The sequence below is a fragment of the Bradyrhizobium sp. USDA 3311 genome (genome assembly GCF_054062495.1).
Map to the genome: position 1 here is coordinate 5,274,836 of NZ_JBSSFI010000001.1, position 13,781 is coordinate 5,288,616.

Genomic DNA, 13,781 nt, shown 5'->3' on the forward strand with positions numbered 1-13,781 from the left:
GCTCGCGCTCCGCACGCCCCGGAGTGACGGCCCGCCATCATCTTTAATCCGAACTTAAGCGACCTGACGCATCATCGCCCGGGCCTGGGGGAATGAACATGCGGTTGCGGCTGAAGGCGGATGGACGGATCGTCGAGTTGCGGGACGGGCAGGAATTTCCGGTCCAGCCCACGGCCAATGCCGCGCCGGCCGACACCGGCTCGCTCGCGGTGCGCGACCTGCGCCGCCGCGCCTGCCTGACCCAGATGGAGTTCGCCGCCAAGCTCGGCGTTCCCGTCGAGACCATCCGCAACTGGGAGCAGGGCAAGCGCGCCCCGCGGGGACCGGCCCGCGCGCTGCTCGCCGTGATCGCGCATGCGCCCGACACGGTGTTCCAGGCGCTTGCCAAAGCCTGACACGAACCTCCCATTAGCATTGCGCTGAATAACCGGCCCGGTTGCAGCGGCTTCCGTTGGCAGCCTCCCGGACCCGGTCCATAATGATGCCTGATGGTATTTGGGGCGACCGCAACAGAGAGGATTCCTCATGCTGTTCGTCGAGGCCAATGGCGCAAGGATCCCGGCGATCGGGCTCGGGACCTGGGAGTTGAGCGGGCGGCCATGCGCGCGCGTGGTCGAGCAGGCGCTGCGGCTCGGCTACCGCCACATCGACACCGCACAGGTCTACGACAATGAGCGCGAGGTCGGCGATGGCGTGCGCGCCTCCGGCGTGCGCCGCGACGACGTCTTCCTCACCACCAAGGTCTGGACCAACCATTTCGCGCCCAACGACCTCGAACGGTCGGTGAAGGAGAGCCTTGCGCGGCTGCGGCTTCCCTCCGTCGATCTGTTGCTGCTGCACTGGCCCAATTCGCACGTGCCGCTGGCGGAGACGCTGGGCGCGCTGTCGCATGCCAGGCAAATGGGCCTCACGCGTCACATCGGCGTCTCCAATTTCACGGTGGCGCTGATCGAGCAGGCGGTCGCGCTGTCGCCGGAGCCGCTCGTCTGCAACCAGGTCGAATTTCACCCTTATCTGGACCAGGCCAAGGTGAGGGCGGCCTGCGACCAGCATGGGCTCGCGCTGGTCGCCTACAGCCCGATCGCCAGGGGGCGCATCAAGACCGACCAGACGCTCGCCGGGATCGGGCGGGCGCATCGCAAGACGCCGGCGCAGGTCTGCCTGCGCTGGCTCGTGCAGCAGAACGTCGCAGCGATCCCGCGCACCTCGCGCATCGAGCGTCTGTCGGAGAACATCGAGATCTTCGATTTCGAGCTCTCCGACGACGAGATGGCCCGGATCGCCGCGCTGGCCAATCCCAAGGGCCGCCTGACCGACTTTGGCTTCGCGCCAAAATGGGATTGAGGGCGGGCTGCCGTATGCCCAGCATGATCCGGAAAAGTGCGAAGCGGTTTTCCGATAAGATCATGCTCGAACAAGAGCCTAAAGCGGGATGACGGTTGATCCTAACCTCATCGCGCTTTAGGAGCAGGGCGGCAACCCAAGATCGGGCGATGGAACTGCGGAAGATCATACGGACGGACATTGCGGCGTCGGCGATCGCGCATCTGACGCTGGTGGCGCTGATCATCGTGATCAGCGAGGTCCATCCGTTCCATGCCGCGCCGCCCGAAGCTGTTGCGGTCGACATCGTCACGCCGGAGCAGGTCAAGGAGCAGGAGACGAAGGCGGAGGAGGCCGCAAAGGAGAAAGCGCCGGAGCCGACCCCGACCCCCGAGCTGAGACTGCCGAAGCTGGACGTCACCGACAAGGCGGATGCAGCGGCGAAGCCGGACGCCAAGCAGCAGGCCGCCTCGCAATCATCGCAGCAGAAAGCGTCGCCCGAACCGGAGCAGCCGACGCAGCAGAAACAGCCGCAGCCGCACCCCTCACAGACGCCGAAGCAACGTGAGGCCACCGCGCAGCCGCAGCAGCCGCAACCACAGCCGTCGCAGTTGCCGCCGCAACAGCCGCTGCCGCAGTCGCAACCTCAGCCCGCGCCGCAGCCCTCGCAAGCGGTGCCGCAGCCGCAGGCCGCGCCTCCGGCCTATCAGGCCCCCGAGCCCGACGTCACCGTCAAATACGGCGTGATGCTGGGCCTGCCGCCGGAACTGCCGGTCGAGCCGAAAGACGCGCCGAGGGATGACGGCGGCGATGCCAAGGATTCCATCGGAGCCAAGCTGCCGCCCGAGGTCATTGCCGAGCTTCGTCGGCGCCTCAGGAGCTGCGCAAAACTGCCGGCCGGTGTCGCGCCGACCGACCCGGTGCGCATCAAGCTGCGCGCGGTGTTCGCCACCGACGGCACGCTGGCGCGCCCGCCGATCCTGATCGAAGCCCCGCCATCCGCGAAGGGCGTGGCCATCGTGAAGTCGGCGACGAGCGCGCTCCAGGCCTGTCAGCCGTACAAGATGCTGCCGGCCGACAAATACGAGGAATGGAAGGTGTTGGACCTGCCGTTCACGCCGCAGGATTTCGGCGGGGGATAAGTTGCCTCGCGGCTATCCGCGCGCGGCGAGACAGGCGCGGACCTTGTCGGCGGCGGGCTTCGGCACTGCGTGAGCTCGCCACTGCTCGCGCGTCGCGCCCGCCGAGGCGAGGCACTGGTTGATGTTTCGCTCATATGTGGCGCGAGACATGCTGTCGCGCTTGGCCTGGCAGGCCGGGTCGCCGCCGCATTCGTAAAGTGGAGCCGCCTTGGCCGTTGATGCTCCGAGAATGGTTACGGCAACCGCGATCATCAGCTTGTTCATTTCGCCCCCTGAATTATGCTTTGAGTATTCTCAATGCTGCGCCTGTAGCGCATCGAACTGCTGCCTGCAACCTTGGGTGAAGTGCTGGCGGCGCTATGGAAGCGCGCACTGACTGTTCGCTGGCGACGATCTCGTCGTTGTGTTTCTCAACGGCATCCAGAACAAACCATTACCCGACGGGCAAAACACAGCGAATGCCGTCAAGCCTCTTTCCCAAAAAGATTCCACTTTACCGAAATTCGGATTTGTCGTATGTGTCGCCCATCCCGGCTCATCTTGAGGGGCGATCTTGTGTCGTCACGTTTCGCGAGCCGGGCTTGCGGTGGACGCGGCAGCGTCGGGCGCGAGAGGCGTGGGCAGGGCGGATTGCTCTCCGTGAGCCCAAGACTTCGTGCTGGATGAGCGGCGCTGCCAGGTTCGTCTCGCCTGTAAGTTTCCGGCTCCGTCGACAGGGCTGGAAAAACTGCGGCGAAATGGCGGGCCGTGCGTACGGCAAAACCGTGTGGTCCTGGCCGTCGTTGCTACGGTCAAGCTCTTGCGGATGCGGCATTCACGTCAACCGGCGTGGTGCCGGCGACTTTCGCGAGAGTGAGGGAGGCCAGCAGGAACTCGGCTCCCGGGAGAGCACGGCATAAGCCGTCCAACCACTGCGCAGGGAAGGCCGAGTGATTGGCTACACCTGTATGCTGCTGTGCGGTTCTTCCTGCGTGTGCTTTTCGCGCAGCGGACCGCGGGTGCTAGATCAGCACCCGGCCTTCCCTGCGCCCTCTTGGCCTAAGAGGGTGAAGCGACGAAGCAAAGCTCGGGCGAATTACGCCGCGAGGATGTGAAGGCGTGTCTGCAAATTGAGATGCGGATTGGAGCATGGCGATGCCGCCCCTTGCTCCGTCATTGCGAGCGCAGCGAAGCAATCCAGAATCCCTCCGCGGAAAGACTCTGGATTGCTTCGCTGCGCTCGCAATGACGACGTGGAGAGAGTTGGGGTCAATGACCGCGCTTCCTCATCGTCTCGCCATCCACCATCTCCGGCGCCATCGCCGACCATGCGCTCGAGGCGAATTGCCGGCGCCATGTCACGATCACCACGGCCGCCGTGGTCACGAACAGCACCCAGGGGCTGACGAACCAGCCGAGATAGCCGAGCGCGAAGAAGAAGGCGCGCTGGCCGCGGTTGAAATGACGGCCGGCGGATTCGAACAGGCGCGTGGTGCGGATGACATGGGCTTCGGCCGCAGGCGTGTCGCGCTGGGATGCCGGCGGCATGCCGCCGAACAGGATGGCGACATAGTTGAACAGGCGATAGGCCCAGGCGAACTTGAAGAAGGCGTAGACGCAGATCAGCACGAGACCGACGCATTTCAGCTCCCACATTGCGGGCGAGGTGCTGAGGTCGGTCGGCAGCTTGCTCAGGATCGTGATGGCGTCGTTGGTCGCATGCAGCAGCGCCAGCGCGCCGCCGAGTGCGATGAGGCTGGTGGAGGCGAAGAAGGCGGTGCCGTTCTGGAGCGAGGCCATGATCTGCATGTCGACCATGCGCGTCTCGCGGTCGAGCAGCCGGCGCACCCAGACCTCGCGATAGCGGTTCATGCGCGCCGACAGGCTGTCGCGGCCATAGGCCGAGTGTTCCAGGGTCAGGGCATAGACCAGCCATTCGACGATGAAGAAGCCGACGGCGGTGATGTCGACCCAATGCCTGCTCATGTCTCTCTCCTCGCGAGCATCGCAACGATTGCCACGCAAGGCCGGGCGCAGCAACGATTGATTGACGGCAGGCGATGGCGCTAAAAGCAGCCGCATCCAGAGGACTTGGGAAGGACCAGTGGACATGGCTGCACTAAAACTTGCCATCGGCAACAAGAACTACTCGTCATGGTCGATGCGGCCCTGGCTCGCGCTGCGCGCCAACGACATCCCGTTCGTGGAGACCCTGATCCCGCTCTACACGGATAACCCCGCGGACAAGGAGCAGATCCTGTCCTTCAGCCGCGCCGGCAAGGTGCCCGTGCTGGTCGACGGCGAGACCACGGTGTGGGATTCGCTTAGCATCATCGAATACATCGCCGAGCGCTACCCGGAAGTGAAGCTGTGGCCCGATGATGCCGCGGCCCGCGCCCATGCCCGTTCGGTGTGCGCCGAGATGCATTCCGGCTTTGTCGCCTTGCGCAGCGAATGCGGCATGAACCTGCACCGGCCGATCCGCCCCGTGGCGCTGTCGGCCGATGCGAAGGCCAACGTTGCGCGCATCGAGGAGATCTGGCGCGAGTGCCGGGCGCGTCATGGTGCCAGGGGACCGTTCCTGTTCGGCCGCTTTGGCGCGGCGGACGCGATGTATGCGCCGGTCGTGCACCGCTTCCGCACCTACGCGATCGAGGTGGCACCGGATACCAAGGCCTACATGGAGACGATGATGGCGCTGCCGGCATTCCAGGAATGGACCCGCGAGGGGCTTGCCGAGACGCTTGTCATCGCGAAGTTCGAGGACGCGTAACCCGCGAATGTGATCGGGCGCCGCTTGACGATACACCAGCCCGCGGCGCTCAATCGTACCGAGTTGCGGCTTGGAAGAGGGCACGCCATGGGAATCCTGGACTCGCTGGAAAACAACCCCGCGCTCCGCAGCGCGCTCGGCCAGCTCGGCGCCGCCGTGCTGCCGGCCGTCTTGAGCGAGGTGCTCGGCAGCAACAGTCAGGGCGGCCTCAGCGCGATCGTGGCCAAGCTTCAGCAGGCCGGGTTCGGTGACCAGGTCAAATCCTGGCTCGGCAACGGCCAGAACCTGCCGATCTCGGCCGACCAGCTCCGCGCCGTGCTCGGCAACGACACCGTCCGCCAGCTGGCTGCGCGCTACAACATCCCGGTTGACCAGCTGGGCCAGATCCTGGCCCAGGAGCTGCCCAAGGCGGTGGACCAGGCCAGCCCGCAGGGTCATCTGCCCCATACCGCCTGAGGCCCGGTTCCAGCGGTATTAGCGTGGCCCGCTGTTCCCGTTATCGTCCTGAAAAGACTTCAAGATTGGCGTGTTTGCCATGCTCGCATGAGGCTGGCCAAAAACGCCGCATGCGTGCTATATAACGGCTGGGTTTCCGGCCGGCCATCGCAGTGGGACCATGGGCGAGGCAGGCGTTGTTTGAGTAATGGAGAGGGTGTTGAAGCACAAATTCCCCGTTGGAACGCGCGTATTGTTCACGGCCAGCAACGTCGCGCGCCCGGCTGCCAGCGGCTCGTATGAGATCATCCGCCTGTTGCCGACGGAAGGTGACGACTGCCAGTACCGGATCAAGAGCTCGACTGAAGCCTTCGAACGGGTCGCCAAGGAAAGCCAGCTCGCGCTCTCCTGAGGCACCGCCGCCCGTTGATGTCGCGGACGAATTTCCTGCGCTCGCCGTCAAAAGGCCCGCTTCACCTTCACAAGGTGGGTCGGGGGCAGTTGCCGGCTCACGGTGCTCGCTTTGACCATTCGCTCTTTGCTCGCGTGAGGGGACGTCGCGCATGAACTGGGCATGGGCCTCGTCGCTCGACCAAATCTGGCGCTCGCCGGCCGTCCCGATGTGGATGACGCTGGCGGCTGCCGGCTTCTTCGGATTGATCCTCATGATCACGCTGCTGCGCGCCGAGAGATCGGTTGCCAACGGTGCGCTGACCGTCATCACGCTGCTTGCCATTGCCATCGCGGTGGCTGCCACGGCGCACCTCTATGGACCGGACGGGCAGGCCGCTCCGGCCGAGGCGCGCGCGCAGGGCGTTATTACCGCGAGCCTGCCGGCGCTGTCCTGCCTTGACGATCTTGCCGGCGATGCGGTGGCCATTGGCTGCGAGAAGGCGCTGTTCGGTTCGCCGGATGCGGCGGCCGCGGCCGTCTCCTACACCGCCGCCAGGATCGACCGGCTGACCGCGCTCGGCGACGCCGCGACCGTCGACAAGAGCCTGACGCTGGACATGAAGGTGCTGCGCAAGGCGCTGGAGCGCGATCGCTACGGCCTCGTCGCGCAGGTGCTGATCGCCCGCGACGGCTGCACCCGGTTCGATTGCGCCGCCTTCCGCTCGCTGACCGATCAGCAGCAGGTCGCCGCCAACATGGAGTCCCATCTCTACGACATGCTGGTCGCACGCTATGCGCCCACCTGGAACGCGCCCGCGGCGGCAGCACCGGCCGCAGGTGCGCTCGCCGCGCTGCCGCCGTCGATGCCGACGGGCAAGCCGACCAACGCTGAATTCCCGAGCGCCTCGTCGACGCCGCCGGTGAGCATCATGAATCCGGAACCGCCTACAGCGGCGGCGCGCCAGGCCGCGCCGGCAGCGAACGCAGCGCCGGCTCCGCGCGCGCCGGCCACGACCTCGGCGCAGGCCGCAGCGCCTGCGGCACCGGCCGCGAAGAAGCCGCCGGCACCGAAGGCTGCGCGCGCACCGGCAGCTGCACCGGTTCCGCTGGCACCGCCGCCGGCTGCTGCGGCTCCCGCGGCTGCGGATAACGAATAGTTCGGCTTTGAAAACCTGCGGCCGGCCCGCTAATGCTGGGGCATGCCACTCCATCTGATCAAGCTCGCCGTCGGCTGCGACTCCGTCAAGGAATTGAAGGAGTGGGTGGCCGAACGGATGCAGACCGCCAAGAAGAAGGGTCTGCCGCAACATCACATCCACATCACCCGAATGGTGCCCAAGCGCGACGCCGAGATCCTCTCGGGCGGGTCGCTCTATTGGGTCATCAAGGGCGAGATCGCCGCGCGCGAAAAGATCATCGGCATCGAGCCGTTCCGCGACAAGGACGGCATCGGGCGCTGCCGGATCGTGATGCAGCCGAAGGTGATCCCGGTCTCGCCGCGGCCGATGCGCCCGTTCCAGGGCTGGCGCTATCTCGCGGACGATTCCGTACCGCCCGATCTCGGCAAGTCCGCCGCCGGCACGATCGCGGCGATGCCGGAGCCGATGCGGCGCGAGCTGCGCGATCTCGGATTGCTCTAGACCTCGATATTGTCGATCAGCCGGGTCGTGCCGAGCTTGGCTGCGACCAGGATCCGCAAGGGGCCGTCCTTACGCGAGGTGACCTGTGCCAGCGTCTCGGCGTGGCGGGCCTCGAAATAGTCGAGCACGAAGCCGGCCGCCTTGATGGTCGCGGCGCCGCGCGCCATCGCCGGCGCGATGGCCTCGCCGGCGCGGATGCGGCCGGCGCTGTCCTTCATGGCGCGGTAGAGCGTGGTCGCGGTCTGCCGCTCCTGCGGTGAGAGATAGACGTTGCGCGATGACATCGCGAGCCCGTCGCGCTCGCGCACGGTGCGGGAGCCGATCACCTTGACGCCAAGATCGAGGTCCCGCGCCATCTGCGTCACCACCCGCAATTGCTGAAAGTCTTTCTCGCCGAAGATCGCAAAGTCCGGCCGGCATTGCGTGAACAGCTTGCCGACGACGGTGGCGACGCCGCCGAAAAAGTGGGGCCGGAAGCGATCCTCGAGGCCGGCCAGGGCCGGACCCTCCGGCACGATTCGGGTCGCAAAGCCCTCCGGATACATGGCCTCGACGCCCGGGTGCCAGACGATGTCGACGTCCTCGGCCGCGAGCTTGGCGATGTCGGCCTTCCAGGTTCGGGGATAGGCGCCGAAATCCTCGGTCGGGGCGAATTGAGTCGGGTTGACGAAGATCGAGACTACGACGCGGCTGGCGCGCCGCTTCGCGAGGCGCACCAGCGACACATGCCCGTCATGGAGCGCACCCATGGTCGGGACCAGCGCGATCGTGGCCTTTCGCTTGCGAAGATTGTCGGCGGCGCGTCGGAGCGCAGGGACCGTGCGGGCGATCAGAGGGCTTCGTGACATCAGGACTCAGGGGGCTTGGGGATGGGTGGGGCGCGGCGTGCAGCCGGCTAACCTTAACAAGCAGCGATCGTGGACGCCATGCATCCGGATGCGGCACAGCATCCCGCGCAATGCCGCGCACGACGTCGCGACATTGTGGGCTGAATCACAGACGCGGGGCGGCGACGCAAATCATGATGAAGACTAACGCACTGTGATTTCGCTATCCTGTCACGCATTTCACTTGACCGCAGACGCGGCCAACTTGAAGATATTGCTTAGGGGTGTTGAGGATCACCATGCTTGTGCAGGCTAGCCAAGGCCAATCCGGCTCGGCGCACGTCGTTGTGCTGGGCAACGAGAAGGGCGGCTCTGGCAAATCGACCACTGCCTTGCACATCGCGGTCGCGCTCCTGAAGGCCGGTCAGCGCGTTGCCACCATCGACCTCGACTGCCGCCAGCAAAGCTTCACCCACTACATCAACAACCGCGCCGCCTGGGCCCGTCGCACCAAGCTCGATCTCGAGCTGCCGGTGCATCGCTGCATCAAGCTCGGCGAGACCATGCAGATTGCCGAGAACGAGAACTCCGAGTTCCAGCAGTTCATGGAGGCGGTCTCTGCGGTCGAGAGCAGTTTCGATTTCATCGTCATCGATACGCCCGGCACCGACAGCTACCTGATGCGGCTCGCCCATTCGATGGCCGACACGCTGGTCACGCCGATCAACGACAGCTTCCTCGATTTCGACGTGCTCGGCACCGTCGACCCCGCCAACTATGCGGTCACCGGCGAGAGCCACTATGCCGAGATGGTGCGGGATGTCAGGCGCAAGCGTCGCCAGCTCGACGGCTCGAGCACCGACTGGATCGTGGTGCGCAACCGCCTGTCCATGCTCGGCTCCCGCAACAAGCAGCTTGTCGCCGACGGCTTGAAGGATTTGTCGCTGCGGCTCGGCTTCCGCTACATCGACGGTTTCGCCGAGCGCGTCGTCTACCGCGAATTCTTCCCGCGCGGCCTCACTGCGCTCGACGAGATCGACGAGGCGACGCTCGGCATGCGGCCCAATCTCGGCCATCTCACCGCGCGGGAAGAGGTGACGAGCCTGCTCCGCCAGCTCAAGCTGCCGCTCGACGAGCGCGGCCGCCGCCGCGCGGCCAACCGCGCCGAGTGGTTCAGCCAGGTCGACAAGCCGCTCGAGGTCCACGACATCCTCGGCGCCTGATTTAGCGGTATATCGCTACTGCCAGCGGCCTGATAAGCCGGTCCCCCGCAGGAACTGAGCCCGCCCTCGGCCGTTTTCACTCTACGTTTACTGCGAAATTGAACCCAATCGAGACCGGTTGCATCGGATGGTGATCTGCACCCTGACGTAGCTGTATGAGAGGAGGATGCCCAAGAAACGTGTGCGGCGCACAATGAAAGGGCTGCCAGTTCACAATATTTGGCCTTCCTGTCACGCGGCTGTGACATATATTAGCGAATAGGCGACCAGGGGCCGAAGAGCCCCGGAAGAACACGATTTTCAACAGGGATTCAGGCCGCAAGAGCCTGAGGCTGAGGACGAAAATGAAGCGTGGAATTGCCGTTCTGGTTTCGGTCAGTGCCCTCTGCGGCATCGCCTATTTCACGGCGAGCAAGTGGGCCATCAGGCACGAGACCATCACCTTCTACGACGCTTCGCGCGACAACCGTCCCGTGCCCGTCGATATCGCGATCCGTCGCGACAAGGAAATGCAGGCCAATGCCGGCATGATCACGATGCCTGTCGCCGTGATCAACCATGGCAATACCGTCAAGAACACCGAGTACGGCTTCCTTGCCAACATTTTCGCTGCGCGCGGCTACCTCGTCGTGAGCCCGCAGCATGATTTGCCGACCGATCCTCCGATGGTGACCAAGCCCGGCGAGCTCTATGTCGGCCGGTTGCCGCAGATCCTGCGCGGCGTGGCCAATATCCACCTGGCGATGCAGGAGATGAAGAAGGTTCAGCCCAACGCCGACTACGAGAAGGTGACGATGGTCGGTCACTCCATGGGCGGCGACATCACGATGTACTTCGCCAAGCAGTATCCGGATGAGGTCAAGAAGGTCGTCACGCTGGACAATCTGCGCGTGCCGTTCGTGACCGCCGGCAAGTTCAAGATCCTGTCGTTCCGCTCCACCGATCCGCAGTTCAAGACCGATGCGGGCGTGATCCCGAGCGACGAGGAATGCGAGAAGGCCGGCATCCAGGTCGTGAAGACCGAATTCCAGCACAACGACATGCGCGACACCGGTCCGGATGTGGCCAAGAACTCGATCCAAGGCATGCTCGACAAATTCCTGAGCGCGACTGACAGCGAGGTAGGGCCGGTCGATACGCAATCGTCTCCACCCAAGATTCTCGAGCCCGGTCCGGTCGCTCTGATGGCGCCTGCCAAGAGCTGACGTTTCATCATAGTCAGAAACGACTTTCAAAGCCTCCGCCGGCGCTCGCCCGCGGAGGCTTTGCACATTGACCGGGCTGCACGCGCTAACCACATTAGCCGTTCACGCAGGGCCAAGGCATGTCGGGCGAACCCATCAAACCGCGCGGCCGCGATGCCGTCTCGCCGCAAGCAGGCGGCGCGGTGCCGCAGGCCGGGACGTCGACCTCGGACGATATCGCCGCCTTTGTCGCCAAGGCGCGTGCGCTGTCACCGCATGCTCCCGGCGCGAAAGGCCGGCTGATCTTCGCGCTGGATGCGACGATGAGCCGGCAGCCGACCTGGGACATGGCCTGCGCGCTCCAGGCCGACATGTTTCGCGAGACCGCGGCGCTCGGCAGTCTCGACATCCGGCTGGTCTACTATCGCGGCTTCAACGAGTGCCGTGCCACGGGGTGGATCTCCGACAGCGCCAGGCTCGCGACGCTGATGAGCAAGATCGACTGCCGCGGCGGCGACACCCAGATCGGCAAGGTGCTGAGCGAGGCGCGGCGCGAGGCGGTCGCATCGGGCGTGCGGGCCGTGGTCTTCGTCGGCGATGCGATGGAGGAGAAGGTTGACGAGCTCTGCGCCAAGGCCGGCGAACTCGGCATGCTCAAGGTGCCTGTCTTCGTGTTCCAGGAAGGTCATGACCCGGTGGCCGAGCAGGCGTTTCGCGAGATCGCGCGCCTGACCGGCGGCGCTTGGTGCCGTTTCGATCCCGGCGCTGCGGCACAGCTGCGCGAGCTGTTGCGGGCGGCCGCGGCCTATGCCGCCGGCGGGCGCGAGGCGCTGCTGAAATTGGCCAAGAGCGCGAGCGGTGCGGCCCGGTTGATCGGCCAGATGAAGTAGCAGGTTACGCTGGCGCGGCTTGCGTTGGCGGCGGCGCTGCGACCGGCGGCAGCAGGCGTCCCTGCAGGATCAGGCGCAGCGTGCCCAGCGCGATCAATCCGACCACGATGTTGGCGGCTCCGAACAGCCATGGCGCGAGCAGCGCGATCGCACCGGTGTCGCCGTGGCCGGCCATGCGGATCGGTGCGGTCGCAAGCGCGGTGGCGCCGAAGGTGAAGCCCCAATACGACACCGAGAACGGCTGCTCCATGATCCACGGCAGCAGGCGAAGCAGCAGCAGCGCCATCATCAGTCCGTAGCCGACGAGGACATGCGCGACCATGTCGGGCACGCCGCCATTGATCGCGAGATAGGCGACGGCACCGACCGCGGGCGGCGCCAGCTGGATGCCGAGCGTCGGCCGCAGTGCGACTGGAAGTGTCGCGACCGTGTAGAGCCTATGCAGCAGCACGGATTCAATCGCGAGCCAGGAAAACAGCGCGATGCCGAAGGCAAGCTGTCCCCAATCGGGGTAGCCGAGCACCGAAGAAACCGCCGCGGTGACGAAGCCGCCGGCAACGGTCGGCAGATACAGGACCGGTGTCGTCGCGGTGTGATCGCGATTGCCGCGCCACAACAACCCCGTCCGCCACAGCGCGAAGCCGAGCGTGAACGCCGCGCCAAGGCCGAACAGGGTTTCGGCGGCAAGGTGCGAGTAGGGCTCCGCCGCGATCGCGATCAGCATGGTGGAGACGCCGGCGAGACCAATAAAGCAGCATTGTACCGGATGATGGGCTTCACTGAGCGACTCGGCGCGCGCGAGGATCCAGCGCAGGATGCAGGATGAAGAGAACGAGCAGCAGCGCCCAGACGATGGAGGCGAGGGCGAGCAGGATCTCGCCGACGATCGCCGGCAAATGCCAGACCTGATGCGCGGCGCGCCAGGCATTGCCGAGGCCGGCAAGGCCAAGCACGATGCCGAAGAAGGCGGCCGGCACGATCGGTGGCTTGAATCCGCTACGCATTGTCTCCCTCAATCGTCGCGCCGGACTATCGGGCAAGCCGGCGTCCCATGTCATCTGCCAATTGCCGACGGGCGAAAGGACGCCATGCTTTTTGACAACAGGGCGCCTATATTCCGCCCATGACCCTGATCGCCGGCGCTGTCGCCGTTATCACGCTGTATCTGTTGCTTCAGATGTTCCGCGCCGCCAACCCGGCGGTGCTGGCGCGCACCATCAAGTTCGGCGGCGGCGTGGTGGCGCTGGCGGTCGCGGCCTTCACGGGCTTGCGGGGCGAGCTGGCCGTCGCGATTCCGCTCGGGATTTTCGGCGCCGGGCTGCTCGGCTGGACGCCGTTGACGAACGCCGGCTTCGGCAATATCGGCGGGCTGTTCGGTGGCGGTGCGGCGCCCGCGCCCGGGCAGGCCTCGCGCGTGCGCTCGCAATTCCTCGACATGCGGCTCGATCACGATTCCGGCCGGCTCGGAGGCCAGATCGTTGCCGGGCCTCACGCCGGGCGCGATCTCGACGAGTTCGATCTCGCCGGCCTGCTGGCGATGGTCCCGGCGTTCGACGCCGAGAGCGTGGCCTTACTTGAAAGCTATCTGGACCGCCGGTTTCCCGCCTGGCGTCAGCACGCGCAGGGCGATGCGGCAGGGGGGCAGCGCCGCACGGCGGCGAGCGGCAAAATGACGACGGAGGAGGCCTATCAGATCCTTGGCTTGCAGCCGGGAGCGGGGCGCGACGACATCAGCCGGGCCCACAAGTCCCTGATGAAGAAACTCCATCCCGACCAGGGGGGCTCGACGTATCTCGCTGCCCGGGTAAACGAGGCCAAGGATACTCTGCTTCGCACGCATAACGGCTAACTCCGGCACTACGCTACAAACGCCCGTACCGCGTGATCTCCGTTGGCTCTGTCTGTCGTCGCCCCGATGCCCGCCATTTCGGCGTGGCCGATCTCTTGAGTAAAAATTTAACCGTAAAACGTT

17 protein-coding genes are annotated in these 13,781 nt (G+C 65.5%); 12 read left to right on the forward strand and 5 right to left on the reverse strand.

Features of this window, described 5'->3' with window-relative positions; genetic code table 11:
- Window positions 1-92: 92 nt before the first annotated feature.
- The 3 genes from ACVWW6_RS25160 to ACVWW6_RS25170 all read left to right on the forward strand — a co-directional run bounded on the left by ACVWW6_RS25160 (window position 93) and on the right by ACVWW6_RS25170 (window position 2,465).
- A complete protein-coding gene (locus ACVWW6_RS25160) occupies window positions 93-395 on the forward strand; it encodes a helix-turn-helix domain-containing protein (RefSeq protein ID WP_011088006.1) in 303 nt (100 codons plus the stop codon).
- A gap of 130 nt (window positions 396-525) precedes the next feature.
- Window positions 526-1,344, forward strand: coding sequence for an aldo/keto reductase (locus ACVWW6_RS25165; protein WP_011088005.1), 819 nt, complete (start codon window positions 526-528; stop codon window positions 1,342-1,344).
- Between the two features lie 149 nt (window positions 1,345-1,493).
- On the forward strand, window positions 1,494-2,465 hold the full coding sequence (locus tag ACVWW6_RS25170; protein WP_456681539.1) for a hypothetical protein: 972 nt from the start codon (window positions 1,494-1,496) through the stop codon (window positions 2,463-2,465).
- Between the two features lie 12 nt (window positions 2,466-2,477).
- Here the strand turns inward: ACVWW6_RS25170 and ACVWW6_RS25175 are convergent, their stop codons facing one another.
- Together ACVWW6_RS25175 and ACVWW6_RS25180 are read right to left on the reverse strand one after the other, a co-directional pair.
- Window positions 2,478-2,729: a hypothetical protein gene (locus ACVWW6_RS25175; protein WP_028171482.1), complete on the reverse strand. Its 252-nt coding sequence runs from the start codon at window positions 2,727-2,729 to the stop codon at window positions 2,478-2,480.
- A gap of 984 nt (window positions 2,730-3,713) precedes the next feature.
- A complete protein-coding gene (locus ACVWW6_RS25180; RefSeq protein WP_011087926.1) occupies window positions 3,714-4,430 on the reverse strand; it encodes a DUF599 domain-containing protein in 717 nt (238 codons plus the stop codon).
- 124 nt (window positions 4,431-4,554) lie between these two features.
- Here ACVWW6_RS25180 and ACVWW6_RS25185 point away from each other — a divergent pair, with 124 nt between their 5' ends.
- The 5 genes from ACVWW6_RS25185 to ACVWW6_RS25205 all read left to right on the forward strand — a co-directional run bounded on the left by ACVWW6_RS25185 (window position 4,555) and on the right by ACVWW6_RS25205 (window position 7,685).
- A complete protein-coding gene (locus tag ACVWW6_RS25185) occupies window positions 4,555-5,217 on the forward strand; it encodes a glutathione S-transferase family protein (RefSeq protein ID WP_038966379.1) in 663 nt (220 codons plus the stop codon).
- A gap of 87 nt (window positions 5,218-5,304) precedes the next feature.
- Window positions 5,305-5,673: a YidB family protein gene (locus tag ACVWW6_RS25190; RefSeq protein ID WP_456681540.1), complete on the forward strand. Its 369-nt coding sequence runs from the start codon at window positions 5,305-5,307 to the stop codon at window positions 5,671-5,673.
- A gap of 187 nt (window positions 5,674-5,860) precedes the next feature.
- Window positions 5,861-6,064 carry a hypothetical protein gene (locus ACVWW6_RS25195; RefSeq protein ID WP_011087923.1) on the forward strand — a complete coding sequence of 68 codons (204 nt, stop codon included), beginning with the start codon at window positions 5,861-5,863 and terminating at the stop codon, window positions 6,062-6,064.
- A 151-nt stretch (window positions 6,065-6,215) separates the two neighbouring features.
- Complete coding sequence (locus tag ACVWW6_RS25200; RefSeq protein ID WP_060912534.1) at window positions 6,216-7,202, forward strand: hypothetical protein; 987 nt, start codon at window positions 6,216-6,218, stop codon at window positions 7,200-7,202.
- A gap of 42 nt (window positions 7,203-7,244) precedes the next feature.
- On the forward strand, window positions 7,245-7,685 hold the full coding sequence (locus ACVWW6_RS25205; RefSeq protein WP_011087921.1) for a DUF1489 family protein: 441 nt from the start codon (window positions 7,245-7,247) through the stop codon (window positions 7,683-7,685).
- Here the strand turns inward: ACVWW6_RS25205 and panC are convergent.
- A complete protein-coding gene (panC, locus tag ACVWW6_RS25210; protein ID WP_060912533.1) occupies window positions 7,682-8,533 on the reverse strand; it encodes a pantoate--beta-alanine ligase in 852 nt (283 codons plus the stop codon). The genes ACVWW6_RS25205 and panC overlap by 4 nt on opposite strands.
- A gap of 278 nt (window positions 8,534-8,811) precedes the next feature.
- Here panC and ACVWW6_RS25215 point away from each other — a divergent pair, with 278 nt between their 5' ends.
- The 3 genes from ACVWW6_RS25215 to ACVWW6_RS25225 all read left to right on the forward strand — a co-directional run bounded on the left by ACVWW6_RS25215 (window position 8,812) and on the right by ACVWW6_RS25225 (window position 11,809).
- Window positions 8,812-9,735, forward strand: coding sequence for a division plane positioning ATPase MipZ (locus tag ACVWW6_RS25215; RefSeq protein WP_060912532.1), 924 nt, complete (start codon window positions 8,812-8,814; stop codon window positions 9,733-9,735).
- 344 nt (window positions 9,736-10,079) lie between these two features.
- The gene (locus ACVWW6_RS25220) at window positions 10,080-10,940 is read left to right on the forward strand and encodes an alpha/beta fold hydrolase (RefSeq protein WP_011087918.1); all 861 of its coding nucleotides are present in this window, start codon (window positions 10,080-10,082) and stop codon (window positions 10,938-10,940) included.
- A 119-nt stretch (window positions 10,941-11,059) separates the two neighbouring features.
- Entirely contained in the window at window positions 11,060-11,809 is a 750-nt protein-coding gene (locus ACVWW6_RS25225; protein ID WP_456681541.1) for a VWA domain-containing protein, read from the forward strand.
- 4 nt (window positions 11,810-11,813) lie between these two features.
- Here ACVWW6_RS25225 and tehA read toward each other — a convergent pair whose 3' ends face one another.
- Window positions 11,814-12,626, reverse strand: a complete 813-nt coding sequence (gene tehA, locus ACVWW6_RS25230) for a dicarboxylate transporter/tellurite-resistance protein TehA (protein WP_456683179.1) — start codon at window positions 12,624-12,626, stop codon at window positions 11,814-11,816.
- Window positions 12,586-12,813 carry an SLAC1 family transporter gene (locus tag ACVWW6_RS25235; RefSeq protein WP_456681542.1) on the reverse strand — a complete coding sequence of 76 codons (228 nt, stop codon included), beginning with the start codon at window positions 12,811-12,813 and terminating at the stop codon, window positions 12,586-12,588. The genes tehA and ACVWW6_RS25235 overlap by 41 nt, the downstream gene beginning before the upstream one ends.
- Window positions 12,814-12,932: 119 nt before the next feature.
- On the opposite strand from ACVWW6_RS25235, the gene ACVWW6_RS25240 reads away from it, so the two are divergent.
- A complete protein-coding gene (locus tag ACVWW6_RS25240) occupies window positions 12,933-13,658 on the forward strand; it encodes a DnaJ domain-containing protein (RefSeq protein WP_456681543.1) in 726 nt (241 codons plus the stop codon).
- Window positions 13,659-13,781 lie beyond the last annotated feature (123 nt).

Excerpts from the sequence above, each read along its gene's own strand:
- ACVWW6_RS25190 (WP_456681540.1), top strand. The coding sequence starts at position 5,305 with ATGGGAATCCTGGACTCGCTGGAAAACAACCCCGCGCTCCGCAGCGCG.
- ACVWW6_RS25175 (WP_028171482.1), bottom strand. The coding sequence starts at position 2,729 with ATGAACAAGCTGATGATCGCGGTTGCCGTAACCATTCTCGGAGCATCA.
- ACVWW6_RS25195 (WP_011087923.1), top strand. The coding sequence starts at position 5,861 with ATGGAGAGGGTGTTGAAGCACAAATTCCCCGTTGGAACGCGCGTATTG.
- ACVWW6_RS25185 (WP_038966379.1), top strand. The coding sequence starts at position 4,555 with ATGGCTGCACTAAAACTTGCCATCGGCAACAAGAACTACTCGTCATGG.
- ACVWW6_RS25225 (WP_456681541.1), top strand. The coding sequence starts at position 11,060 with ATGTCGGGCGAACCCATCAAACCGCGCGGCCGCGATGCCGTCTCGCCG.
- ACVWW6_RS25235 (WP_456681542.1), bottom strand. The coding sequence starts at position 12,813 with ATGCGTAGCGGATTCAAGCCACCGATCGTGCCGGCCGCCTTCTTCGGC.
- ACVWW6_RS25165 (WP_011088005.1), top strand. The coding sequence starts at position 526 with ATGCTGTTCGTCGAGGCCAATGGCGCAAGGATCCCGGCGATCGGGCTC.
- ACVWW6_RS25240 (WP_456681543.1), top strand. The coding sequence starts at position 12,933 with ATGACCCTGATCGCCGGCGCTGTCGCCGTTATCACGCTGTATCTGTTG.
- ACVWW6_RS25205 (WP_011087921.1), top strand. The coding sequence starts at position 7,245 with ATGCCACTCCATCTGATCAAGCTCGCCGTCGGCTGCGACTCCGTCAAG.
- ACVWW6_RS25200 (WP_060912534.1), top strand. The coding sequence starts at position 6,216 with ATGAACTGGGCATGGGCCTCGTCGCTCGACCAAATCTGGCGCTCGCCG.
- ACVWW6_RS25215 (WP_060912532.1), top strand. The coding sequence starts at position 8,812 with ATGCTTGTGCAGGCTAGCCAAGGCCAATCCGGCTCGGCGCACGTCGTT.
- ACVWW6_RS25170 (WP_456681539.1), top strand. The coding sequence starts at position 1,494 with ATGGAACTGCGGAAGATCATACGGACGGACATTGCGGCGTCGGCGATC.
- ACVWW6_RS25160 (WP_011088006.1), top strand. The coding sequence starts at position 93 with ATGAACATGCGGTTGCGGCTGAAGGCGGATGGACGGATCGTCGAGTTG.
- ACVWW6_RS25180 (WP_011087926.1), bottom strand. The coding sequence starts at position 4,430 with ATGAGCAGGCATTGGGTCGACATCACCGCCGTCGGCTTCTTCATCGTC.
- ACVWW6_RS25220 (WP_011087918.1), top strand. The coding sequence starts at position 10,080 with ATGAAGCGTGGAATTGCCGTTCTGGTTTCGGTCAGTGCCCTCTGCGGC.
- panC (WP_060912533.1), bottom strand. The coding sequence starts at position 8,533 with ATGTCACGAAGCCCTCTGATCGCCCGCACGGTCCCTGCGCTCCGACGC.